General features: G+C 65.0%; 21 protein-coding genes and 3 tRNA genes. 6 read left to right on the top strand and 18 right to left on the bottom strand.

All coding sequences use genetic code 11. The annotated features are described in order from the left end of the window. Window positions 1-30 precede the first annotated feature (30 nt). Both WJT74_RS05315 and WJT74_RS05320 read right to left on the bottom strand, forming a co-directional pair. The gene (locus WJT74_RS05315) at window positions 31-1,083 is read right to left on the bottom strand and encodes a Glu/Leu/Phe/Val family dehydrogenase (protein WP_343347724.1); all 1,053 of its coding nucleotides are present in this window, start codon (window positions 1,081-1,083) and stop codon (window positions 31-33) included. Between the two features lie 36 nt (window positions 1,084-1,119). Next, window positions 1,120-1,196 (bottom strand) — tRNA-His (locus WJT74_RS05320). Between the two features lie 238 nt (window positions 1,197-1,434). Here WJT74_RS05320 and WJT74_RS05325 point away from each other — a divergent pair. After that, a complete protein-coding gene (locus WJT74_RS05325) occupies window positions 1,435-2,142 on the top strand; it encodes a Crp/Fnr family transcriptional regulator (RefSeq protein ID WP_343347727.1) in 708 nt (235 codons plus the stop codon). Between the two features lie 99 nt (window positions 2,143-2,241). Here WJT74_RS05325 and WJT74_RS05330 read toward each other — a convergent pair. The 3 genes from WJT74_RS05330 to lon form a co-directional block, all read right to left on the bottom strand. Further along, window positions 2,242-2,316: transfer RNA gene (locus tag WJT74_RS05330), tRNA-Val, on the bottom strand. Window positions 2,317-2,403: 87 nt separating this feature from the next. Continuing rightward, complete coding sequence (locus WJT74_RS05335) at window positions 2,404-2,685, bottom strand: HU family DNA-binding protein (RefSeq protein ID WP_343348104.1); 282 nt, start codon at window positions 2,683-2,685, stop codon at window positions 2,404-2,406. Between the two features lie 161 nt (window positions 2,686-2,846). Then, window positions 2,847-5,249 carry an endopeptidase La gene (lon, locus tag WJT74_RS05340; RefSeq protein ID WP_343347729.1) on the bottom strand — a complete coding sequence of 801 codons (2,403 nt, stop codon included), beginning with the start codon at window positions 5,247-5,249 and terminating at the stop codon, window positions 2,847-2,849. A gap of 102 nt (window positions 5,250-5,351) precedes the next feature. Here lon and WJT74_RS05345 point away from each other — a divergent pair, with 102 nt between their 5' ends. After that, window positions 5,352-7,475, top strand: coding sequence for a DUF3857 domain-containing protein (locus WJT74_RS05345; protein ID WP_343347732.1), 2,124 nt, complete (start codon window positions 5,352-5,354; stop codon window positions 7,473-7,475). A gap of 6 nt (window positions 7,476-7,481) precedes the next feature. On the opposite strand, the gene WJT74_RS05350 is transcribed toward WJT74_RS05345, so the two are convergent. The 7 genes from WJT74_RS05350 to WJT74_RS05380 form a co-directional block, all read right to left on the bottom strand. Further along, window positions 7,482-8,036 carry a CPBP family intramembrane glutamic endopeptidase gene (locus WJT74_RS05350; RefSeq protein ID WP_343347735.1) on the bottom strand — a complete coding sequence of 185 codons (555 nt, stop codon included), beginning with the start codon at window positions 8,034-8,036 and terminating at the stop codon, window positions 7,482-7,484. A gap of 17 nt (window positions 8,037-8,053) precedes the next feature. After that, entirely contained in the window at window positions 8,054-9,337 is a 1,284-nt protein-coding gene (gene clpX, locus WJT74_RS05355; RefSeq protein WP_343347737.1) for an ATP-dependent Clp protease ATP-binding subunit ClpX, read from the bottom strand. 182 nt (window positions 9,338-9,519) lie between these two features. Next, window positions 9,520-9,894, bottom strand: a complete 375-nt coding sequence (locus tag WJT74_RS05360) for a DnaJ domain-containing protein (protein ID WP_343347739.1) — start codon at window positions 9,892-9,894, stop codon at window positions 9,520-9,522. Window positions 9,895-9,935: 41 nt separating this feature from the next. Further along, the gene (locus WJT74_RS05365) at window positions 9,936-10,595 is read right to left on the bottom strand and encodes an ATP-dependent Clp protease proteolytic subunit (RefSeq protein WP_343347741.1); all 660 of its coding nucleotides are present in this window, start codon (window positions 10,593-10,595) and stop codon (window positions 9,936-9,938) included. A 53-nt stretch (window positions 10,596-10,648) separates the two neighbouring features. Next, window positions 10,649-11,599: a glycosyltransferase family 2 protein gene (locus WJT74_RS05370; RefSeq protein WP_343347744.1), complete on the bottom strand. Its 951-nt coding sequence runs from the start codon at window positions 11,597-11,599 to the stop codon at window positions 10,649-10,651. A gap of 3 nt (window positions 11,600-11,602) precedes the next feature. After that, window positions 11,603-13,237, bottom strand: coding sequence for a trigger factor (tig, locus tag WJT74_RS05375; RefSeq protein WP_343347747.1), 1,635 nt, complete (start codon window positions 13,235-13,237; stop codon window positions 11,603-11,605). A gap of 76 nt (window positions 13,238-13,313) precedes the next feature. Further along, window positions 13,314-13,398: transfer RNA gene (locus tag WJT74_RS05380), tRNA-Leu, on the bottom strand. Window positions 13,399-13,500: 102 nt separating this feature from the next. On the opposite strand from WJT74_RS05380, the gene WJT74_RS05385 reads away from it, so the two are divergent. Then, window positions 13,501-13,638, top strand: a complete 138-nt coding sequence (locus WJT74_RS05385; RefSeq protein WP_343347749.1) for a hypothetical protein — start codon at window positions 13,501-13,503, stop codon at window positions 13,636-13,638. A gap of 23 nt (window positions 13,639-13,661) precedes the next feature. On the opposite strand, the gene WJT74_RS05390 is transcribed toward WJT74_RS05385, so the two are convergent. From WJT74_RS05390 to gatC, 5 genes are all read right to left on the bottom strand, one after another. Continuing rightward, window positions 13,662-15,314 (bottom strand): alkaline phosphatase family protein, encoded by a 1,653-nt coding sequence (locus tag WJT74_RS05390; protein ID WP_343347751.1) that lies wholly within the window; start codon window positions 15,312-15,314, stop codon window positions 13,662-13,664. A gap of 100 nt (window positions 15,315-15,414) precedes the next feature. After that, complete coding sequence (gatB, locus tag WJT74_RS05395) at window positions 15,415-16,881, bottom strand: Asp-tRNA(Asn)/Glu-tRNA(Gln) amidotransferase subunit GatB (RefSeq protein WP_343347753.1); 1,467 nt, start codon at window positions 16,879-16,881, stop codon at window positions 15,415-15,417. Then, window positions 16,878-17,147 (bottom strand): hypothetical protein, encoded by a 270-nt coding sequence (locus tag WJT74_RS05400; RefSeq protein ID WP_343347755.1) that lies wholly within the window; start codon window positions 17,145-17,147, stop codon window positions 16,878-16,880. The genes gatB and WJT74_RS05400 overlap by 4 nt, the downstream gene beginning before the upstream one ends. Further along, complete coding sequence (gene gatA, locus WJT74_RS05405; RefSeq protein ID WP_343347757.1) at window positions 17,144-18,622, bottom strand: Asp-tRNA(Asn)/Glu-tRNA(Gln) amidotransferase subunit GatA; 1,479 nt, start codon at window positions 18,620-18,622, stop codon at window positions 17,144-17,146. Before gatA ends, WJT74_RS05400 begins: the two co-directional genes overlap by 4 nt. Next, the gene (gene gatC / locus WJT74_RS05410) at window positions 18,623-18,910 is read right to left on the bottom strand and encodes an Asp-tRNA(Asn)/Glu-tRNA(Gln) amidotransferase subunit GatC (protein ID WP_343347760.1); all 288 of its coding nucleotides are present in this window, start codon (window positions 18,908-18,910) and stop codon (window positions 18,623-18,625) included. An 80-nt stretch (window positions 18,911-18,990) separates the two neighbouring features. Here gatC and WJT74_RS05415 point away from each other — a divergent pair, with 80 nt between their 5' ends. The 3 genes from WJT74_RS05415 to WJT74_RS05425 are packed head-to-tail and all read left to right on the top strand — an operon-like array spanning window position 18,991 to window position 21,573. Continuing rightward, complete coding sequence (locus tag WJT74_RS05415) at window positions 18,991-20,196, top strand: DUF3089 domain-containing protein (protein WP_343347762.1); 1,206 nt, start codon at window positions 18,991-18,993, stop codon at window positions 20,194-20,196. Beyond that, on the top strand, window positions 20,193-20,663 hold the full coding sequence (gene ruvX / locus WJT74_RS05420) for a Holliday junction resolvase RuvX (protein ID WP_343347764.1): 471 nt from the start codon (window positions 20,193-20,195) through the stop codon (window positions 20,661-20,663). Before WJT74_RS05415 ends, ruvX begins: the two co-directional genes overlap by 4 nt. Before the next feature lie 10 nt (window positions 20,664-20,673). After that, window positions 20,674-21,573, top strand: a complete 900-nt coding sequence (locus WJT74_RS05425) for an aspartate carbamoyltransferase catalytic subunit (protein WP_343347767.1) — start codon at window positions 20,674-20,676, stop codon at window positions 21,571-21,573. Window positions 21,574-21,595: 22 nt separating this feature from the next. On the opposite strand, the gene WJT74_RS05430 is transcribed toward WJT74_RS05425, so the two are convergent. Next, window positions 21,596-22,999 (bottom strand): tetratricopeptide repeat protein, encoded by a 1,404-nt coding sequence (locus tag WJT74_RS05430; protein ID WP_343347769.1) that lies wholly within the window; start codon window positions 22,997-22,999, stop codon window positions 21,596-21,598. Window positions 23,000-23,017: the final 18 nt, after the last annotated feature.

A 23,017-nucleotide genomic window follows, 5' to 3' on the forward strand; every position in this document is an offset into this window, starting at 1 on the left:
CCCGCTTCGGCCCGGTGGGCCAGATGGTCCTTAGCCGCGCCCGATCAGTCGCGCGGCCATGGCGTCGGCGACGGCCGCGGGATCGCGGTCGCTCGCATCGCTCTCGCTCCAGATCTGGTCGAGCCGCCCGGGAATGGCGTCGATCCGCTGGCGCACCAGGTCGGCGCCGCCATCGTCGAGATACTCGGTCGAGACGTTGATGATCCCGCCCGCGTTGATGACGTAATCAGGGGCGTAGAGGATATCGCGAGCGGCGAGCCGCTGTCCGTCCTCGGGCGTCCCGAGCTGGTTGTTGGCCGCACCCGCCACGATCGCCGCCTTGATCGCGGGAATGGTGTCGGCATCGAGAATCGCGCCCAGCGCACAGGGGCTGAGGACATCGGCATCAAGCGCCAGAATATCGGCAGGATCGACGACCGTCGCGCCCGTCTCGCGGGCCAGCGCCTCGGCGCGCAGCGCGTCGACATCCGCGATCGACAGCGTCGCGCCGTCGTTCACCAGGTGACGCGCCAGATGGCTCGCCACGCTGCCCGCGCCCTGGATCGCCACGTGGACGCCCGACAGAGTCTCGCGCCCGAGCTTGCGCGCCACCGCGGCGCGAATACCGAGATAGCAGCCGCGGGCGGTGTGCGGGCCGGGATCGCCGCCCACTTCCTCGCCCGCCTCGACGGGCAGGCCCGCGACATAATCGGTCTCGCCCGAGACCGCGATCATGTCGTCGACGGTGATTCCGACGTCCTCGGCGGTAACGTAATTGCCCGCCAGGCCGTCGATCGCGCGCCCGAAGGCGGCAAGCATCGCGGGGGTCTTGGTGCGCTGGGCGTCGGCCAGGATGACGGCCTTGCCGCCCCCCAGCGGCAAGCCCGCCATCGCATTCTTGTAGCTCATCCCGCGCGACAGGCGCAGCACGTCGCTGACGCCCGCCATGTCGTCGGGATACGGCCAAAAGCGCGTTCCGCCCGCTGCCGGACCCAATGCGGTCGAATGCAAGGCGATAATGGCGCGCAATCCACTGGCGCGGTCGGTCACGAAATGCACGACTTCGTGATCGTCGAAATTGGGGTTGCCCAAAACGGTGCTCATGACGGCGTCGTCTCTCCATCGATGCCGGACAGGAAATGGGGCGATCGACGGGACTTGAACCCGCGACATCCGGTACCACAAACCGGTGCTCTAACCAGCTGAGCTACGATCGCCATGAGCGCCCTGGCTGAGGCGCGCCGGTCCCTTTAGGAGTGCAGGCCGCGCTTGGCAAGCCGCGTGACCGGAGAGCGACGAACGGTGCACCGTTCGTCGAATGTCGGGTTGCAGTCTTTCCCGTAAATCATCATAGGGGCATAGGCTTCGAGCCTGCATCCAATGATGTCAAACCATTAAGATAACAGATAGTTAAAGGCCATGGGGGCGTGGCCGACGGAGTAGCTTTCACCCTTCATGACCATTTCTTTGTTGGATACCGATGTCGACCTCGTGCAAACGCTGGTCGGCACTGGCCTCGCCGAGCCTGCCGCCAGGGCGCTCGCTGCCATTCCGTCGCGGATCGAGCAGGCCCATCCCAAGCGTCCCTTTCGCGAAATCGGCTTCACGCGCAATGAACTGATGTTCGTGTGCACCGGCATTCTCGCCAAGTATCGGACCGACGGAAACGGCCGCCGCCAGATCGTCGCCCTCCGTTTTCCGGGCGAAGGGATCCTCCCCGCGAACGATCGGCATTCGAGTGTGGGATTGGCGGCCATCGTGCCGTCGCGGGTGATGGTCGCCTCGGCCGAAGACCTCGATCCGATCCTCGCCGCCCATCCCGAGATCGCGCAATATTTTCTCAAGCAAGTGCAGCGCGAGAATTCGATCAATTACGAATGGCTGCTCAGCTGCGGACGGCGCGACAGCCTTGCGCGGGTCGCGCATCTGTTGCTCGAAATGGCCCGACGGATGCGCGTATCGGCGGAGGAACACGGACTGCTCAATCCGTTCACGCAGCAGGAAGTCGCCGACATTACCGGCCAGACCTCCGTCAACGTCAACCGTATGTTCGCCCAGCTCGAACGCGACGGACTGATCCGCCGTGAGGGGCGCCGGGTTTTCTTCGAACGGACCGAGGAACTGCGGCGTCTCGCCGGTTTCGAGGAAGCCTACTTGGCCTAGCCGAACGGACCGACGACAATGCACCATCGCCCCCGGGCCGCTCAATGACGGTTCGGTAGCGAGGATCGTGCTGTCGGAAGGTGATTAACGCTGGCGGCATGGTGGGCGCGGCAAGGATTGAACTTGCGACCCCACCCGTGTGAAGGGTGTGCTCTACCACTGAGCTACGCGCCCATGCCGAGCGGCGTGAGGGCGGCCTTTAAGTGAGGCCGCGCACCCTGTCCAGAGCGAAGCATGCGATCACGCTCCGCTCCGACGGGTTCATTTCTGCACGGCGTCCTTGAGGACCTTGCCCGGGCGGAACTTGGGCTGCTGGCTGGCCTTGATCTGCATCGGCTCGCCGGTGCGCGGGTTGCGGCCCGTCGAGGCCTTGCGCTCGGTAACCGAGAAATTGCCGAACCCGACCAGGCGCACTTCGTCGCCGCGCTTCAGGGTCGAGGTAATCACTTCGAGCATGGTTTCCACGGCGCGGCTCGCATCGCTACGGCTCAGCCCCGCGCGGTCTGCAATTTCACCGATAAGCTCTTGCTTGTTCATGCGCATCGCCTCCTTTGGGGCGGTCGCCACCGAGATGTCCTTACGCAGAGACTCGGCTGGACCGCCAATCGAACGAAGCCCCGTTAGACCGTCTCGGCGGGGCAGAGTCAAAGGCACTTGTCCCGAAAATTACCCTTTTCGGGACAGTGCACGATGATTTTTCTCGCTTAATGGCGAATGGTCGCTTCCTCGCCGTCTCCTTTGGGCGGGACCAACGGTTCGGTCGACAATTCGTCGGCGTCAGTCCACTCGATCGCCGTCATCTCGGCGGTCAGCGCCCGCGACAGTACTTCATCCACGTGGCGCACGGGAATGATCTCCAGCGACTGCTTGATCGCGTCGGGAATATCCGCGAGATCCTTCTCGTTTTCCTGCGGGATCAGCACGGTGGTGATGCCGCCGCGCAGCGCCGCCAGCAGCTTCTCCTTCAGCCCGCCGATCGGCAGCACCCGGCCACGCAACGTGACTTCGCCCGTCATGGCAACGTCGCGGCGCACCGAAATCCCCGTCAGCGTCGAGATCATCGCGGTGACCATTCCGATGCCCGCGCTCGGCCCGTCCTTGGGCACCGCGCCTTCGGGCAGATGGACGTGGATATCCTTGCGGGAAAAGACGCTCGGCTTGACCCCGTAGGAAGGCGAACGCGCCTTGACGAAGCTCATCGCGGCTTGGATCGATTCCTGCATCACTTCGCCCAGTTTCCCGGTCGTCTTAATCTGACCCTTGCCGGGAACGGTCACCGCCTCGATGGTCAGCAGCTCGCCGCCCACTTCGGTCCAGGCAAGCCCGGTAACGGCACCGATCTGGTCCTCGTCCTCGCCGATACCGTAGCGATGCCGGCGGACGCCCAGATATTCCTGCGCATTCTCTTCCGTGAAGGTGACGCTCTCGGTCTCCTTTTCGAGAATCTTGCGCAACGCCTTGCGGGCCACCTTGGCAATCTCGCGCTCCAGCCGGCGCACACCCGCCTCGCGCGTATAGTGGCGAATCATCGTGCGCAGTCCGTCGTCGGCGAAGGTCAGTTCGCCCTCTTCGACACCATGCTGTTCGAGCTGCTTGGGGATGAGATGGCGCTTGGCGATCTCGACCTTCTCGTCTTCCGTATACCCCTCCAGCCGGATGATCTCCATCCGGTCGAGGAGCGGCTGCGGCATGTCGAGGCTGTTCGCGGTCGTCACGAACATCACGTCCGACAGATCGTAGTCGATCTCGAGATAATGATCGTTGAACTTGTTGTTCTGCTCGGGATCGAGCACCTCCAGCAGCGCCGAGGCCGGGTCGCCGCGGAAATCCTGTCCCAGCTTGTCGATCTCGTCGAGCAGGAACAGCGGGTTGTTGGTCCCCGCCTTCTTCAGGTTCGACACGATCTTGCCCGGAAGCGAGCCGATGTATGTGCGGCGATGGCCGCGAATCTCGGCCTCGTCGCGAACCCCGCCCAGCGACTGGCGGACGAACTCCCGCCCCGTCGCCTTGGCGATGGAACGGCCGAGCGAGGTCTTGCCGACGCCCGGCGGTCCCACGAGGCACAGGATCGGACCCTTCAGCTTGTTGGTCCGGGCCTGCACGGCGAGATATTCGATGATCCGTTCCTTGACCTTTTCCAGCGCGAAATGGTCTTCATCGAGGACGTTCTGCGCTTCCTCGATATCGCGGTTGAGTCGCGACTTCTTGCCCCACGGCAGCGCCAGCAGCACGTCGAGATAGTTGCGCGCGACCGTCGCCTCGGCGGACATCGGCGCCATCGCCTTGAGCTTCTTCAGCTCGGCCTCTGCGCGGGTCTTGGCTTCCTTCGACAGCTTGGTCTTGCGGATCTTCGACGCAAGCTCCTGAAGCTCGTCGCCCTCCTCGTCCTCGTCGCCCAGCTCGCGCTGGATCGCCTTCATCTGTTCGTTGAGGTAATATTCGCGCTGCGTCTTCTCCATCTGGCGCTTCACGCGGCTGCGAATCTTCTTTTCGACCTGCAGCACGCCCAGTTCGCCTTCCATGAAGGCGAACAGCATCTCCAGACGCTTGGCGGGGTTGAGTTCGCCCAGCAGCGACTGCTTGTCGGCGACCTTCACCGACAGCGCGCTGGCGACCGCATCGGCCAACAGGTTGGGATCCTCGATCTCGGCCAGTTGCATGCCGGTCTCGGCTGGCAGCTTCTTGTCGAGCTTTGCATAATTCTCGAACTGGTCGAGGACCGAGCGCATCAGTGCGGCCGTCTCCGGCCCCTCGCCTTCCTCGGCCTCGACGATCTCGACTTCGGCCATCTGATGACCGCCCTCGGCATCCTCGATCTTCTTGAGGCGCGCACGCTGCGCTCCTTCGACGAGCACGCGGACGGTCCCGTCGGGCAGCTTCAGCAGCTGCATCGCGGTCGCGATCACGCCGAGGTCGTACATCTGATCGGGCTGGGGATCGTCCTCGGCAGGATCGAGCTGCGCGACCAGGAAAAGCTGCTTGTCTTCGGCCATCGCCGCTTCGAGCGCGGCGACCGATTTCTCGCGGCCGACGAAGAGGGGAACGATGCGCTGCGGAAAGACGACGATGTCACGCAGCGGGAGAAGGGGAAGGGTCCGTTTTGTCATGTTCGGACATATGGTGATCGCTTTGTGTGCTGACAATGCTTGTAACCCATGGCAAGAAACGGAAAGCTCGGTCCAACACGCTGTTATTCCGGAGTCTTTGGTATGTTTGTGCGTTCTCTGATGGCCGTTCTGGCGGTATCGACTTCTTTCGCTTCCATCGCCGCCGCGCAGGATCAGCAGGTGTTGCGCGAAAAGGCGCCCGAATGGGTCGTCGAACGCGACGTCAACCGTCCGACGGAAGAGACGGGCGCGGCCGCCGATCTGTTCCTGATGGACAGTCAGGCGCGCGTCGATGCGGAAAAGGCGAGCATCTATCTCAAGATGGTCATGCGGCCGAACAATCGGGCCGGTCTGCAACAGGTCGGCACCGTCTATTTTCCCTGGGTGTCGGATCGCGGTCCGGCCTATCTGCACGAACTCACGATCCATCGCGACGGGACGGTCGTCGACCGGCTGAGCGACGCGGACATCCGCGTGATCGACCAGAACCAGCAGCTCGAGCAATCGATGCTGAACGGCATCAAGACGGTCATGGTCCCGGTTCCCGGCCTGCAGGTCGGTGATGAGGTCCACATCGCTTACGGCTTCGACATGCGAAAGGACCTCTTCGGTCTCCCGCCCGAGCAATTGTATGTGAAGGCCAATCTCGGCGACAATACCGCCTTCTACCAACGCATGGTGGCCGACGAGACGGACGGCATCCGCGTCAAATATACGCCGCACTACGGAAAGGTTTCGGCGCAGGACACGAAGTTCGGCAAGGCCTACGACGTACGGGTCGATCGCCTCGCTCTCGATGGATCGCTCAAGCCTCCCATCGTCCCGGTAAAGGCGGACGACGAGGAAGACGAAACGCTCGCCATCCCCGAGCACGCGCCGGCCGACAAGGTGATCGGCTTCTTCCAGGCGGCTCCTTACGCCACCTGGAACGACGCCGCGGCCGCAATGCGTCCTTTCTACGCCGACGTCACGGACATCGACCCCGATGGCGAACTCGCGCAGGTCGCCGATCGCATCATGGCCGAACATGACACGCCCCGCGCCCGCATGCTGGAGGCCTTGCGCGTGGTGCAGGAAGACGTGCGCTATATCGCCATCCTTCTGGGACAGGGTGCCTTCACCCCGGTCGACCCCGAACAGGCGTTCCGCGACCGCGCCGCCGACTGCAAGGCCTCGACCGCGATCCTGATGGCGCTGCTGTCGCGCATGGGCATCGCCAACGACGCGCTTCTCGTACGGTCCGAACAGGGGGGCATCCTCTCGGGATCGCTGCCCGCTCTGATGCTGTTCGATCATGTCATCGCGCGCGCCCATATCGACGGCCAGACCTACTATCTCGACGGGACCGGCTTCGGCGATCTGCGCGCCGACGATCTCAAGGGGAATGACTTCGAATACGGCCTGCCCCTCGTCGCGAACGCCGACCTGGTCGCGATTCCCCGCGCCATGGGCACCGTTCCCGATATGCAATATGTGATCGAATGGGACGGTTCGAACGGGCTGGCGGGCGAGGTTCCGTTCACGGCGACCATCCGGATGGCCGGTTCCCACGCCGCGGAAACCCGCGCTTCCCTCAGCCAGGCACCGTCCCGCGACGTCCACGACACGATGATGAAATCGATGCTGCCAAGCATTCCCAACGACGATATCGATACCGCCGAACTGGTGGACCGCGACGACGACGGTACGCTCCTTATCCGCTATTCGGGCCTCACGCGCCCCGAATGGGAGGAAAGCACGAGTTTCGAGGGGCTTCCCGAAGATGCCGAAAAGGGCGATCGCTATCGTCTGAACGCTGCCCTCGACGCGACCGACTGGCCGGTCGATTTCGATCGCGAGGAAGGTCCCTATCGCGACTGGGACGTGAACATGGGTTCGCCCTATTGGGAAACCACGCGCGAAACCTTCCTCCTCCCTGCGGCGGACGCCGATCTCTACGCTACCGAGGTCAAGGGTTTCACCGAGAAACTGGCGGGTGCGGACGTGACGCGCACGATCACCCGCGACGGACGACGGGTTGAAATCACGACCGAATATCGGGGCCGGACGGACCGCATCACCGCGGCCGAGGCACGCGCCGCCCAGGAGCGGATCGACGAGATCACCGACGCTGACATCTATCTTTATTCGCCGGTTGGGTTCAAACCGGAAGAGGATCCCGATGCCGACGCCGATGAAGATTTCGTACCCCCGCCCATCGTCAGGGTGGAGCCGACGAACGGCTGATCGCGCCTAGGCCGTCCCCGCCAGTTCGGGAAAGGCGACGGCCAGCGCGGGCAGGCTGTTCTGCAGCATGTGCGTCACCGCCGGCAGCAGAAACGCCAGGACCAGCGACCGTTCGCGCCAGACGACGAACAGCAACGAGAAGATCAGGAAGGGCCACCAGATCACGAGGCCCCAGATGGCGGCCTGCATGCTGTGCGCGACCGCCCAACCCGCCGCGCTCACGATCACCGCATAGCCGGGGCGCATGAACTGGAGGAGGACGAGCAGCACGCCGCCCATGATGAGCGTCTCCACGACGGGCGCGAAGATCACGAGACTGAACAGGATCGTCGCCGGCCCCAGCGCCTGCAACGCCGAAAAATCGGGCGCCTCGCCCTGCGGCAGGAGCGCGCGAACGATCGCCGCAATCATCAGCGACCCCAAGATGCACAGAAGCCACGCCCCGATCACCGCCACGACCGGACGGCGGGGCGTCGTCAGAAAGGTGGGGACGAACGGAGGAAATCGACGCGCGCGGGAAGCGTGCGGCTCGCGGGTGCCGGAGACGGTCGGTTCGTTCATCGACTAGGGGACTGGGTTCAGGCCGCCGTGTCGCCGGCGGCCTTGTCCTTGTCCTTCTTGGCATAGACGCGCACGGGTTCCTTGCGGCCCGCGATGACGTCGCCGTCCACATGCACCTCGTCCACGCCTTCCATCGAGGGAAGGTCGAACATCGTGTCGAGCAGAATGCCCTCGAGGATCGAGCGGAGGCCACGCGCACCGGTCTTGCGTTCGATCGCCTTCTTGGCGATTTCGGACAGCGCATCGTCGGTGAAGACCAGCTCGACGTCCTCCATCTCGAACAGCTTGCTGTACTGCTTGACCAGCGCATTCTTGGGCTCGCGTAGGATCTGTACCAGCGCATCCTCGTCGAGATCCTCGAGCGTCGCGATGACCGGCATCCGTCCGATGAATTCGGGGATCAGCCCGAACTTCATGAGATCCTCCGGCTCGGTATGCTTCAACGTCTCGCCGACGCGCTTCTCCTCGGGTGCGGCGACATGCGCGCCGAACCCGATCGACTTGCCTTCGAGCCGGTCGCCGATGACCTTTTCCAGCCCCGCGAACGCACCGCCGCAGATGAACAGGATGTTGGTCGTGTCGACCTGCAGGAATTCCTGCTGCGGATGCTTGCGCCCGCCCTGCGGCGGAACGCTGGCCGTGGTGCCTTCCATCAGCTTCAGAAGCGCTTGCTGCACCCCCTCGCCCGACACGTCGCGGGTGATGGAGGGATTGTCGGCCTTGCGCGAAATCTTGTCGATCTCGTCGATGTAGACGATGCCGCGCTGCGCCTTGTCGACGTTGTAGTCCGACGCCTGCAGCAGCTTCAGGATGATGTTCTCGACGTCCTCGCCGACATAGCCCGCTTCGGTAAGCGTCGTGGCGTCGGCCATCGTGAACGGCACGTCGAGGATCCGCGCCAGCGTCTGCGCCAGCAGCGTCTTGCCGCAGCCCGTGGGCCCGACGAGCAGGATGTTCGACTTGGCGAGTTCGACCTCGCCGCCGGTCTTGGCGCTGTGGTTGAGCCGCTTGTAATGGTTATGCACCGCGACCGAGAGCACGCGCTTGGCGCGGCTCTGCCCGATCACGTAGTCGTCGAGGACTTCATTGATCTCGAGCGGGGTCGGCACGCCGTCCCGCGTCTTGACAAGGCTCGACTTGGTTTCCTCGCGGATGATGTCGTTGCACAGCTCGACGCACTCGTCGCAGATGAACACGGTCGGCCCGGCGATGAGCTTGCGCACCTCGTGCTGCGACTTGCCGCAGAAGGAGCAATAGAGCGTCGACTTGGAGTCGCTGCTGCCGCCGGAAAGCTTGGTCATCGAGATGTCCTCATACTTGTCTGTGCCGCCCGGGGGCGACATGCTCATGCTAGCAGAACGCCTAGCAAGAACAATTGTCGGAAATGATTAACGTCCCCAATGGTGTGGGGGGTCCTTTGCATCGAATATGGAGATAGCGGGCCATGCCCGCAAGGCCGTGCGCGAAGACTGTCCCGAAGCGATCAGAAACGGCCCCCGGTCGCCACCCCCAGGATCAGCAGCGCGTTCATCAGAAGCGCGAGAATCACGATCCAGCTGATCGGCAAGGGATCGCGCCGCGGTTGCGCCCCGCCATGCTCCTGCACCGCGAACGATACGGCGCGCTCGCCGACCTGCCCCGAAGCGGCCGCGCCCGATTGCCCGATGTCGCGATCGTAGGCCGCCCGCGTCTCCTCATTCGACAGGACGGCGAAGGCATGGTTCAACGCCTGTGCCCGTGCCCCGTCGTCGCGGGCGACGTCGGGATGGGCCGAGCGCATCGCCCGGCGATAGGCCGACCGGATCGTCGCCGCATCCGCGTCACGCGCGATGCCAATGAGGGCGTAATGATCGCTCATTCCACCCTCCTAGCATGTCGCGTGCGCGGACGCGATCCGTCCTAGCTCGGCGTCACGTCGCCCGCGTGGGTGTCGTTGTCCTCGCCCTGTTCGGGGCGCTTGGCGAACACCTGATCGATGATGCCGAATTCCTTGGCCTCATCAGCCTCGAGGAAGGTGTCGCGGTCCATCGCCTTCTCGATCTGCTCGATCGGCTTGCCGGTATATTTGGCGTAGAGCGCGTTCATCCGGCTGCGGATGCGCAGGATTTCCTTGGCCTGGATCTCGATGTCCGAAGCCATGCCGCGCGCGCCGCCCGAGGGCTGGTGGACCATGATCCGCGCGTTCGACAGCGCGACCCGCATCCCGGGCTCGCCCGCGGCGAGCAGGAAGCTGCCCATGCTGGCGGCCTGGCCGATGCACACGGTGCCGACCTTGGGGCGGATGTATTGCATCGTGTCGTGGATCGCCATGCCGGCGGTCACCACGCCACCCGGTGAATTGATGTACATGAAGATGTCCTTCTTCGGGTTCTCGGACTCGAGGAAGAGCAGCTGGGCGGTGATGAGCGAGGCCATGTTGTCCTCCACCCCGCCGGTGACGAAGATGATGCGTTCGCGCAGCAGGCGCGAGAAGATGTCGAAGCTGCGTTCGCCCCGGTTCGACTGTTCGATGACGACGGGGACGAGGGCGCTGGCAATATCTTCGTGGTCGAGGCTCATGGAAATTCCTTATCGTTGGCTTGTGGCCCAACATCGGGATTTCCGCGAACCTTTCAAGCCCCGCTTTGGGCGCTGTTGGGTGCCTCGTAGGACAGGTAGGCGAGCCGCCGTATTTCCTTGCGCGCCCGCGTGACCGTCGCGACGATCAGCCCGGTCATGAACAACAGCCCCGCGACCACGCTCATCCCCGTGACGAGGATCGCGGTCGGGAAGCGCGGCACCTCCCCCGTCTGGAAGAAGGTGATGAACAGCGGGATGGCCAGAAACACCGCCAGCGCCTGTAGGAACACCGCGAAGAAGCCGTAGAAGCTGCGCGGACGTTCGACGCGATAGAGCGTGCCGATCATCTTCAGGATGCGCCATCCGTCCGAATAGGTGTTGAGTTTGCTCTCCGATCCCTCCGGCCGCGCCAGATACTTGGTCGCGACCTCGCCGGTCGGCATCCTGAGCTCGAGCGCATGGACGCTCATCTCGGTCTCGGTCTCGAACCCCTCGCTGGAGGCCGGGAAGCTCTTCACGTAGCGGCGCGAATAGGCGCGGTAGCCCGAGAAGATGTCGGTAAAGCTCTTGCCGAACAGCCGCGCGAGCAGGCCGGTGAAGGCGCGATTGCCCAGCACGTGGCCGCCGCGATAGGCTTCCTGCTCCTCGTGGTGGCGGGTGCCGACCACCATGTCGAGTTGCTGTTCCCACAGCATCTCGACCATCTCGGGCGCGGCGGCGGGATCATAGGTCAGATCCCCGTCGGCCATCAGATAGATGTCGGCCTCGATGTCGGCGAACATGCGCCGCACGACGTTGCCCTTGCCCTGCTGGGTGACCGAGCGGACGACGGCACCGCGTGCGCCCGCGATCTCGACCGTCCGGTCCTTCGAATTATTGTCGAAAACGTAGATGGTGGCGTCGGGGAGAACGGCGCGGAAGCCGTCGATCGTCGCTCCGATCGCGGCTTCCTCGTTATAGCAGGGCAGCAGGATCGCTACCCGTGGCGCCTTGCCCCCCGCCATGCACTAGTCCTTCTTCGCAGACGCCTTCTTGGCCGGAGCCTTCTTGGCCGCCGGCTTCTTGGCAGCAGCCCTAGCAGGCGCTTTCTTAGCAGCCGGTTTCTTTTCGGCGGTTTTTTTCGCGGGCGCCTTCTTGGCGGCGGGCTTCTTGTCGTCCGACTTCTTGTCGTCCGCCGTCTTGGCCGCAGGCTTCTTTCCGTCCGCCTTCTTGTCGTCGGCCTTCTTTTTGGCGGCCGGCTTCTTGGCCGCGGCCTTCTTGGCCGGCGCCTTCTTCTTGCCCGACTTGGCCTTGTCCGCCTCGACCTTGATGTCCTCCTCGCGCTCGAGATCTTCCTCGAGTTCCTCGCGGGTCACGGTGCGATCGGTGATGTCGGCCTTGTCGAACAGGAAATCGACGACCTTTTCCTCATACAGCGGCGCGCGAAGCTGCGCGGCGGCCATCGGGTTTTCCTGGACGTACTTGAGGAACTGCTGCTGCTGCTCGGCGGGATACTGCTGCGCCGCCTGCGCGATCAGCCGGTTCATCTCGGGCTGCGTGATCTCGACGCCATTCTGCTGGCCGATCTCGGACAGCAGCAGGCCGAGCCGCACGCGCCGTTCGGCGATCGCGCGATAATCCGCCTCGTCCGCCTCGATTTCCTTCAGCGCGGCTTCGGGATCTTCCTCATGGCTCGCTTCGTGGCGAAGCTGCTGCATGATGTTCTGATATTCCGCATCCACCATCGTCGGTGGGACGGGGAAATCATGCCCCGCCGCCAGCTGGTCGAGTAGCCGCCGCTTCATGTGCGTGCGGGTGAGATTGTTGAGCTCCTGCCCCGCCTGGTCCTTCAGCAGGTCCTTCAGCTGGTCGAGGTCCTTGAGACCCAGCGACTTCGCGAAATCGTCGTCGATCTTGGTCTCGTCCTCGACGCGGACCTTCTTGACCTTGGTCTCGAAGACGGCGTCCTTGCCCTTCAGGTCCTTGGCCGGATAATCCTCGGGGAAGGTCACGTTGAGGTCGCGGCTCTCGCCCGCCTTCACGCCTTCCAGCTGGTCCTCGAACCCGGGAATCAGGCGGCCCGACCCCAGTTCGATTTCCATGTCCTCGGCGGCGCCGCCCTCGAACGGGTCGCCGTCGACCTTGCCGACGAAGTCCAGCACGACGAGGTCGCCCTTGGCCGCCTTCTTGGTCTTGGCCGCGTCCTTCCAGCTCTTCTGGTTCTTCGCCAGTTCCTGCATCCGCGCCTCGACCGCCTTATCGTCGGTCTCGACGTTCAGCCGCTCCAGCTTAATCCCGTCGATGTCGGGCTGCGGGACGTCGGGAAGCACTTCCAGTTTCACCGAAACCTCGGCGTCCTTGCCATGCTCGTAACCGTCGGCGAGCTTCACTTCGGGCTGGATCGCGGGCTTCAGCTTCTTCTCGCGGATCAGCTTGTCGACGCCGCCCTGCACCGCCTGTTCGATCGCCTGCGCCTGGAGCGCCTCGCCGTGCATCTTGCGGATGAGGTTGGGCGGCACCTTGCCGGGGCGAAAGCCGGGCATCCGAATCTGCGGCGCGACGCGCTTGATCTCGGCATCGACATAGCCGTCGATGTCCTTGGCGGGGATGGTGAGGTCGTAGGCCCGTGTCAGGCCCTCGTTCTTGGTTTCGGCAATCTGCATGGTCACGCTTCAAAAACCCCGTAGTCGGATGGAAGATCGGACGGGCGTTCCTGACCCTCGTGCGGGGAAGCGGCGGTGGTGCGGGCGAAGGGACTCGAACCCCCACATCTTGCGATACTGGTACCTAAAACCAGCGCGTCTACCAATTCCGCCACGCCCGCAGTGGGTAAGTGCCCGAAGTGCAGCGCGCTATAGCAAGATGGACGCGCGGGGCAAGAGACGTGGCCGCGAAACCTGCGAAGGGTCCGACGGGTTGAGGGAAGATGGCCAGCAAACCCCCTCGCCCCGAGCGGCGCGTCACCCCCGATCCCGACCCCGACGCGGACGAACCGCGCCGCATCGACCAACCTCCGCCGCAACCCGGCGAACCGCCGCGCCGCGAACGCGACGATCCCGTGTAAACGGCTGAACCCGCGCGCCTGATCTAGTCGGCGCAGCGCACCCCGTGGACGCCGTCGAGGCATTCGCCGTCGATCCGCTGCCCACCGAGCGATACGCCCAGATGCGTCGCGAGCGTCGGAAGGATGTCGACCGTTCGCGCGGGATCGGGACGTCGCACCGGCGCCTCGCCCGGACGATAGAAGACGATCGGCACGCGCCGGTCGTATTCGTACGGGCTGCCGTGGGTCGAGATATAACCCGCGCTCGGCACCGGGATCGGCATGATGAATTCCTTCAGCACGATCACCACGTCTCCGGAACGGGCGGGATGATGGGTCGCGCGTAGCCGCTGGAGGATCGACCATTCGGTCGGATCCCCGATCGGGATCGGCAGCGCCATGATCTCGGCTTCCGAATACACCCCTTCGACCTGGGGATGCGCGGAATAGGCGGTCTTGAGCGCCGCGATCAGCTCGACCGCGACCGAGGCTTCGAGCGCGGGATCGATGTAGATGTCGCCCGATCCGGCCAGCGCGGTCTCCGGCAGGCCCATGTCGGCAAGCACGCCCGCCGCCAGCGCGCCGAATTCGCGATCGACCCGCGCGGCCTGGTCGTTGCCCATCAGCTTCAGCCGCTCGGGAATGGTCAATCCGCCATGATCGGCCGTCAGCATGACCGCATAGTCCAGTCCCCGCGCGTCGAGCGCCTTGAGGAAACCGTCGAGATTCTGGTCGAGCCCGAACAACTGCAGGCACATTTCGCCACCCTGCGGCCCGAACTTGTGGCCGTTGTAATCCGTCGCCGCCAGCGCGAGGCTGATGAGGTCGGTCTGGTCCTGTCGGCCCAACTCCATCTCGTCGATCAGCGCCGCACCCAGCGCCAGCACCGCGCCGTCATAGGCGGGCGTCGTGCGGAAGGCCGAAAGGTCGCCCGGTTCCCAGCCCAACGGATCGTTGCCGATCCGACCGCGATTCTCGACCGTCACGACCGGCTTGGACGCACAATAAGGCGGAATGGAGAAACCATCGGAGCCCGCGTCGAGAAGATTGCGCGTGCTGACCGTCGCCGCGCTGACCACGCTCGGCGCCGGGGTCGTCTGGTCGGTCATCCAGCCATCGTCGCCCCACCACCAGCGCTGGTCGACCTGCCGGCCGCCGAGCATCACGGCGCTGCGGTCCTTGCCGCCCACGACGACGTTGCGCGCCGCGGGGTTCGCGGACTTCATGTATTCGCCCAGCGTCGGCACCATCAGATGTTCGGGGCTGATGACTTGGCGTGCGCCCTGTTCGCCGCGGCGGTCGGGGTCCTCGGCGCAATAGACGCTCTGCTCCTCGTCGCCCCGTTCGCGCTCGATCCAGTTGTTGGCCACGATCCCGCTCCGCGCGGGAAGGCTGCCGGTCAGGATCGTCGCATGGCCGGGACAGGTCTCGGTCGCCGACTGCGCCTGATATCCGTTGATGAACAGCGTTCCCTCGTTCGCCAGCCGCGCCAGTCCGCCCGACATGCGAGGCAGATATTCCTCCATCAGCTCGCTCGACAGCTGGTCAACCGAAATGACCACGAGAAGATCGGGCTGGCCCGCATCTTGCGCCGCCGGCTGGCCGGGGACCGGCAGTCCCGCGACGCTTCCCTCTTGCGGGGCGGTGCAGCCAGCAAGGCCGAGCGCGGTGGCTGCCAGAAGGATCGTCTTACGCATCATCGTCTCCGTTTTCCCGGCGCGTCCTGCGGGCCGCGGCAAATGCCGGGAATCGAGGAGACGCGCGGTCCTGGCTCCGGCCCTCGCCGGAGCGCGTGAATTATCCGTCCAGCTTCGTCCGCAGGATCTGGTTCACCACCTGCGGATTGGCCTGGCCCTTCATCGCCTTCATCGTCTGGCCGACGAAGAAGCCGAACAGGGCCTCCTTGCCATCCTTATATTGCTGAACCTTGTCGGCGTTGGCGGCCAGCACCTTGTCGACCTCCGCTTCGATCGCGCCGGTGTCGCTGGTCTGCTTCATGCCGTGCTTCTCGACGATCTCGGCGGGCGTCCCGCCTTCGTCGATCACCAGCTCCATGACTTCCTTGGCCTGCCCCTTCGAGATGTCGCCGTCGTCGACCATCTTGAGGATCGCCGCGCTCGTCTCCGGCGTGTTGCGCTCGTCGTCGAACGACACGTCCTTCGCATTGAGCACGCCCGGCAGCACGCTGTTCGCCCAGTTGGACGCAGCCTTGGGCTCGGCGCCCGCGTCGAGCAGCCGGTCGAACCAGCGCGCGGTCTCGACCTCTGCGGTCAGCACCGCGGCATTGTAGGGCGTGATCCCCAGATCCTCGTACCGTTTCAGCTTCGCGTCCGGCAGTTCGGGCAGGCTCGCGCGGCATTCGGCGAGGAATGCGTCGTCGAGCTCCAGCGGCAGCAGGTCGGGATCGGGGAAGTAGCGATAATCGTGCGCATCTTCCTTGCTCCGCAGCGGACGCGTCACGCCCTTGGCGACGTCGAACAGGCGGGTCTCCTGCTGCACCCCCTCCCCGCTCTCGATCGCCTTCACCTGCCGTTTGGCCTCATGCTCGATGACCTGCATCACGAAACGCACGCTATTGACGTTCTTCGTCTCCGTACGCGTGCCCAGTTCCTCGCCAGGCTTGCGGACGCTGACGTTCACGTCGGCACGCATCGAGCCTTCTTCCATGTTCCCATCGCAGCTACCGACATAGCGCAGGATCGAGCGCAGCTTGCGTAGATACGCTCCGGCTTCGGCGGGCGAACGCATGTCGGGCTTGGACACGATTTCCATCAGCGCGACGCCGCAGCGGTTGAGATCGACGTAGGACATCGTCGGATGCTGGTCGTGCATCAGCTTGCCCGCGTCCTGCTCGACATGGATGCGCTCGACCCCGATGGTCTTGGTCTCGTCGGGCTTCTGCTCGTCGGGCGCGACCTCCACCTCGCCCTCGCCCACCAGCGGGTGGTAGAGCTGCGAAATCTGGTAGCCCTGCGGCAGGTCGGCGTAGAAATAATTCTTGCGGTCGAAGCGCGACCATTTGTTGATCGCCGCGTCGATCGCCATCCCCGTACGCACCGCCTGCCGGATGCATTCGCGGTTCGGCACCGGCAGCATCCCCGGCATCGCCGCATCGACGAGGCTGACCTGCGTATTGGGCTCCGCCCCGAACGCGGTCGCCGCCCCCGAGAACAGCTTCGCCTCGCTTGTCACCTGCGCATGAACCTCGAGGCCGATCACGACCTCATATTCGCCCTGCTGACCCTTCACTCGATAGTCGGTCATGCCCGATCTTTCCCGTAATTCAATCGCGCCTGCTCCTCGATTTGCTTGAGCGAGCTTTCGACTGCTTCCCAGCCAGCTTTCCCGAGGTACCGTTCAGGAACGATTTCCAGACCGTCCCGGACAAGCTCCGAATGTCGAATTGCGTCGGCCATCGAAAGCTGACCGGACCGAGCCAACACATCCCATAGATACATGGATGATTTCAGCGCCGCGAACGCGAAACCATAGTCTCGCTGGTCGGCTTCACTATCGCCAAAAATGCTCACCACCACTTCTCCGGTAGCTCGATCTTTGGCGCCCGCTCCTCGATCGCCAGCCCCGCGTTCAGCACCGCCTGCTCGTCCATTTCGTTGCCGATCAGGTGCAGTCCCAACGGTAGCCCGTCGCTGTCGAGCCCGCCCGGCACGCTCATCGCGGGCAGGCCTGCGAGGCTCGCCGGAACCGCGAACACGTCGTTCAAGTACATCGCGATCGGATCGTCCGACTTTTCGCCCAGCCCGAACGCTGCACTCGGCGCGGTCGGGGTGAGGATCATGTCGCATTCCTCGAACGCGGTGCGGAAGTCCTGCTTGATCAACGCGCGGACGCGCTGTGCCTTCGTGAAATAGGCGTCGTAGAAGCCCGCCGACAGAACGTAGGTGCCGATCATGATGCGACGCTTCACCTCGGCGCCGAAGCCCTCCGAGCGCGTTGCCTTGTACATGTCGTGCAGGCCACCGCCCTCGACCGTCTCGCGCAAGCCGTACCGAACGCCGTCATAGCGCGCGAGGTTGGACGAGGCTTCGGCGGGCGCGAGGATGTAGTAGGTCGGCAGCGCATATTGCGTGTGCGGCAGCGAGATCTCGACCGGCTCGGCGCCCGCGTCGCGCAGCCATTCGACCCCCTGCTCCCACAAGGCGTCGATGTCGGCGGGCGTGCCGTCGATCCGATATTCCTTGGGAACGCCGACCTTCTTGCCTTTGAGATCGCCCGACAATTCGGCTTCCCACTGCGGCACCGGCGCGTCGAGGCTGGTCGAATCCTTGGGATCGAACCCGCACATGCTTTCCAGAAGGATCGCGCAGTCGCGCACCGTCCGCGCCATCGGCCCCGGCTGGTCGAGCGAGGAGGCGAACGCCACCACGCCCCAGCGGCTGCACCGTCCGTAGGTCGGCTTGATCCCGCAGATGCCGGTGAAGGCCGCCGGCTGGCGGATCGATCCACCCGTGTCGGTCCCCGTCGCGCCCGGCGCGATCCGCGCCGACACCGCCGCCGCGCTGCCGCCCGACGATCCGCCCGGCGTGATCGCTGCGTTCGATCCCTCGCGCCGCCACGGCGAGATGACGTTGCCATGCGCGCAGGTCTCGTTCGACGACCCCATCGCGAACTCGTCCATGTTGAGCTTGCCGAGCATCCCGGCACCCGCGTCGCGGAGCTTGCCCGAAACGGTGCTCTCGTAGGGCGGCTCGAAATTGCCGAGCATCTTCGATCCCGCGCTCGTCAGCACGCCCTCGGTCGCGAACAGGTCCTTCATGCCCAGCGGAATGCCCGACAGCGGCAGAAGCGCGCCCTTGCCCTTCGCCTCGTCGGCCGCCTTCGCCGCCTCGATCGCCTTCTCGGGCGTCTTCACCAGATAGGCATTCAGCGTGTCCGCAGCGTCCACCGCGGCATTGTAGTCCTCGGCGATTTCGACCGCGGAAAACTCGCCGGCGCGAAAGCCGTCACGAAGCTCCGCGATCGTCTTGTGGGTCAGGTCCGCCATCTATTCGATCACCTTCGGTACGCCGAAAAAGCCGTGCTGGGGCTCGGGCGCGTTGGCCAGCACCTTGTCACGGATGTTTCCGTCGGTGACCCCGTCCTCGCGCAGGCGCATCTGCATGTCGACGACGGTGGCGAGCGGCTCGACGCCGTCGGTGTCGACTTCACCGAGCTGCTCGACCCAGTCGAGGATGTTGTTGAGCTCCGGCAGCAGCGTTTCCGCCTCGCTGTCGGACAGTTGGATGCGCGCCAGATTGGCGATGTGGCGCACCTGATCGATCGTGACTGACATGCGGCTCGCTCTAACGCCGCGAGCCCCCGCCTTCAAGCGATGTTGCAGCGCAGCGCGGGCGCGGCTAGTCGCACGTCCCTATGGCAGCGCGCATCTTTCTCTGGATCATCCTGGGTCTCACCCTTCTCGTCGTCGCGGGCGCTTTCGCATGGCATCAGTTCGGCGATCGATTCCTCGCCGAACAGGCGCTTCCGAAGGTGGAATTCACCGCCCCGCCGCCCGACAACGATCCGACCTACGACACCATCGATGCCTGGTGGTCGCGCCCCGACATGGACGAACCGCTCGCCGACTGGGAGCCGGAGGTCACCGCCGATCCCGAAGCGGAGATTCTCGTCGACGAGGACGCCTCGGACGACAACTTGTCTGCCGCAGACGGATCGGACCAGGACGACAGCGCCGACCCTGCGCCGCAGCGCGAAGGCGCCGCCACCTTCTACATTCATCCCACGACCTATCTGCGCACCGACCGCTGGAACGCCGACATGGACCTGACGGGGATCGCCCGCACCCGTGCCGAACTGTTCATCCAGAGCCAGGCCAGCGCCTTTGCGGAAAGCTCGAACGTCTGGGCGCCCAAATATCGACAGGCCAGCTTCGGCACGTTTCTCTCGCAGAGCGCCAATGCGCAAGCCGCGCTCGATGTCGCCTATCGCGACGTGTCGGCGGCGTTCGACGTCTTTCTGGAAGAAAATCCGAACGGACCGATCATCGTCGCGGGGCATAGCCAGGGCGGTCTCCATGCGCTGCGTCTCCTTGCCGAACGTCGTGAGGAGATCGCCGATCGGCTGATTTCCGCCTATGTGGTCGGTTGGCCGATCGACATGGAAGCCGATCTTCCCGCCACCGGTCTCACCGCCTGCACTAGCCGTGAGGAGACCGGATGCCTGATGAGCTGGCTGACGTTCGGCGATCCGCCCAATCCGGGACTGGTGCTGCGCGAATGGCTGAGCGCGGAAGGCTATGCCGGGATCGAGCGTCAGCGCGAGCGGCTGGTCTGTACCAATCCGCTCACCGGCGGCGCGGAGGGCGAGGCGCTGCCGCAGGACAATCCGGGGCTGATCGTCCCCAACCGGCAGCTTTCCGACGCGATGCTGCAGCCGGGAACGGTCGGGGCGACCTGCGATCGCGGGCTGCTGATCCTCAATGGCGAGGTCCCCGAGTTCGGCCCGTACGTCCTTCCCGGCAACAATTATCACGTCTTCGACTATGCGCTCTTCTGGGGCGCGGTGCGCGAGGACGTCGCTGCGCGGCGCACGGCCTGGACCGCGCGCGAAGCCGCATGATCCAGGCCTCCGCCGCCGCGTTTCGCGCCGCCTGCCCCTCGGGCCGGCTCGCGGGCCTCGACGTGGGGACGAAGACCATCGGATTGGCGACCTGCGATGCGCAATGGAGTTTTGCGGGACCGGCGGAAACGATTCGCCGGACCAAGTTCCAGAAGGACCTCGTCCAGCTGACGGCATTCCTCAAGCGCGAACGGATCGCCGGACTCGTCGTCGGCCTCCCCCTGAACATGGACGGCAGCGATTCGCCGCGCACCCAGTCGATCCGTGCGTTCGCGCGAAACCTCGCCCCGCTCGGGTTGCCCGTCCTCCTGTGGGACGAACGCTGGTCGACGATGGCGGTCGAACGGGCGATGGTCGATGCCGACGTCAGCCGTGCCAAGCGTGCCGGGAAGGTCGATGCCCTCGCCGCCGCGCATATCCTTCAGGGGGCGCTCGACGCGCTGGTCAATCTGCCCGACGATTTGTAGGATCGCGGCCATGGACCTGATCCGCCCCGCCGACCTTTCCGACGACCAGCTCGACCGTATTCTGAAGGAAGCCGACAGGTGGCTCTTAGATAACCGTCAGTCTGTCCGGTCGACCGATCGCCACCCCGGCGCCAGCGTCGTACTAGCCTTCTTCGAACCGTCGACGCGTACCCTGTTGAGCTTCGACATGGCGGCGCAGCGACTGGGGGCGATGGTGACGGTGATGCCGGTGGGGATGAGCTCGATCGCCAAGGGCGAAACGCTCGCCGATACCGCACGGACAATCGATGCGATGCGCCCCGACGTGATGGTGATCCGCCACGCCACTCCCGGCGCTCCCGAAGAAGTCGCCGCTGCGATGGAGGCGAGCGTCGTCAACGCCGGTGACGGCACGGGGCAGCACCCCACGCAGGGCCTCCTCGACGTCGCGACGATCCGCCATCACTTCGGGCACGTCGAGGGACTTAACGTCGCGATCTGCGGCGATATCCGGCACAGCCGCGTCGCCAATTCGACCGCCGAACTGCTCGAACGGCTGGGTGCCGAGGTGCGCCGTGCGGGGCCTTCCAAACTCATGCCCGACGGGCACGACGGACCCGACGGCATCGACGAAGCGGTGGCCGGTGCGGACGTCGTGATGATGCTGCGGGTCCAGCGCGAGCGGCTGGACGAGGACCTTGGCGACGGTCCGGGCGAATATCTCGACCGCTACGGTCTGACGGCGGAGCGGTTCGCCACCGCCGCGCCGGGAGCCGTCGTGATGCACCCCGGTCCGATGAACCGCGGGGTCGAGATCGACGGCGCAATCGCCGACGGCGATGCTTCGCTCATCGCGCTCCAGGTCGAGATGGGGGTCGCCACGCGCATGGCGGTCCTCGACTGGATGATCGAAGACCGCCGCACGCACTGAGCTAGTTCAAGACTGTCCGAAATCAGCCTTTGCGATTGAAGGGCGTGTCGCCCGCCATCTTGCGCACGAAGCAGTCGACACCCGCGGCCTTCACCTCGGTGCAGAAACTGCGCGCATCTGCGTCGCTCGCGAAGCCGTGGGCGGCAAGACGGTAAAAGGTCTTGCCGTCGTGACGGAAACGCGCCGCCATCGGCTGGAACGCCTCGAGCGCGCCGAACCGCTGGGTGGCGATGGCCCAACCATGATCCAGAAGATCGCGATCGTGGTAGGACGCCAGCTGGACGACCGAGCGGCTGGCTTCTTCTGCCGCGACCGCCTTCACACGAAGCGACCCCGCCGATTCCGTCAGGCGCACGGCTTCGGTGCTGAGGCCCGGAGCTGCGGTCGAGCGTGCAGCCTTCACCTCGGCGGCAGCGCGGGCAAGCAGTGCGATCGGGGCGATCGGATCGACATCGAGCGCGGCAACGGTGACGGTTTCTTCGCGGCTGACCTCGGCGGCATCGGCTTCAACCAGTGCCACGTCGTGGATGGGGATCTCGATCGACTTGGTGAAGCTGACCGGCGCATCGTCCAGCGCGACACGCGGTGCCATCGCCGTGCGGACAGGCGCAGGGAGCGGTGCCGCCACCGGGGCGGGCGCCGGCGCAACGTTCTGCGGAGCGAGCGCGGCATAGCGCGGCTGATCCGCATTGCGATTGAGCGCGAGCGCAACCGGCTGGCCGGGGTCGGCCTGCGCGGGCGTGACGCCCGTGAGCGCCGCGACCGCATGGCTGGGATGCTCGGGATTGGCCATCGCCATCCAGCTTTGGAGGCGGGCTTCCAGTTCGTCCGCAGGAACATCCTGCGAAGCGATCGTGCGCGCCTGCGTCCAGTCGCCCGTCATGGCGAACGCGAGCGCGAGATTCTGCCGCGTGCGGGCATCGGCCTGCGGGCTGCGCGCGGCGGTGGTGAGAAGATCGACGGCGACCTGCGGACGACCTGCCAGCGCGACGGCGAGACCGAGGTCCGCCGCATTCACGTAGCCACGCGCCTGTTCGAGGCCGTCGAGCGCCTGCGCCGACTTGCCCTGGGCAATCTCGACCAGCGCCTTCTTCAGGATCACCTGAGGCTGTGCGGGCATCAGTTCGAGCGAATCGCGATAGGCCGCTTCGGCGGACGCGAAACGTCCGGCGGCGAAATAGGCGTTGCCCAGAAGAGTGCGATAGCCGACGTCGCGCGGATTGGTTTCGACCGCCCGCTCGGCAAGCCCGACCGCCGCGACGAAGTCTCCCTCGATCAGCGCGGATTGTGCCTTCATCGCCATGCCCATGTTGGCACGGTCGACGTCGCCCGCGAATCCGCCCACCCGGTCGGTGCTGGCAGTGCAGGCGGCGAGCGCGCCCGCCATTGCGGCGGCGGCGATCGCTTGTCCCATTTGCTTCTTCATCTGACTTTCCCCTTCCCT

The organism is Sphingomicrobium sp. XHP0239 (assembly GCF_039555325.1).
Lineage (GTDB): Bacteria > Pseudomonadota > Alphaproteobacteria > Sphingomonadales > Sphingomonadaceae > Sphingomicrobium > Sphingomicrobium maritimum.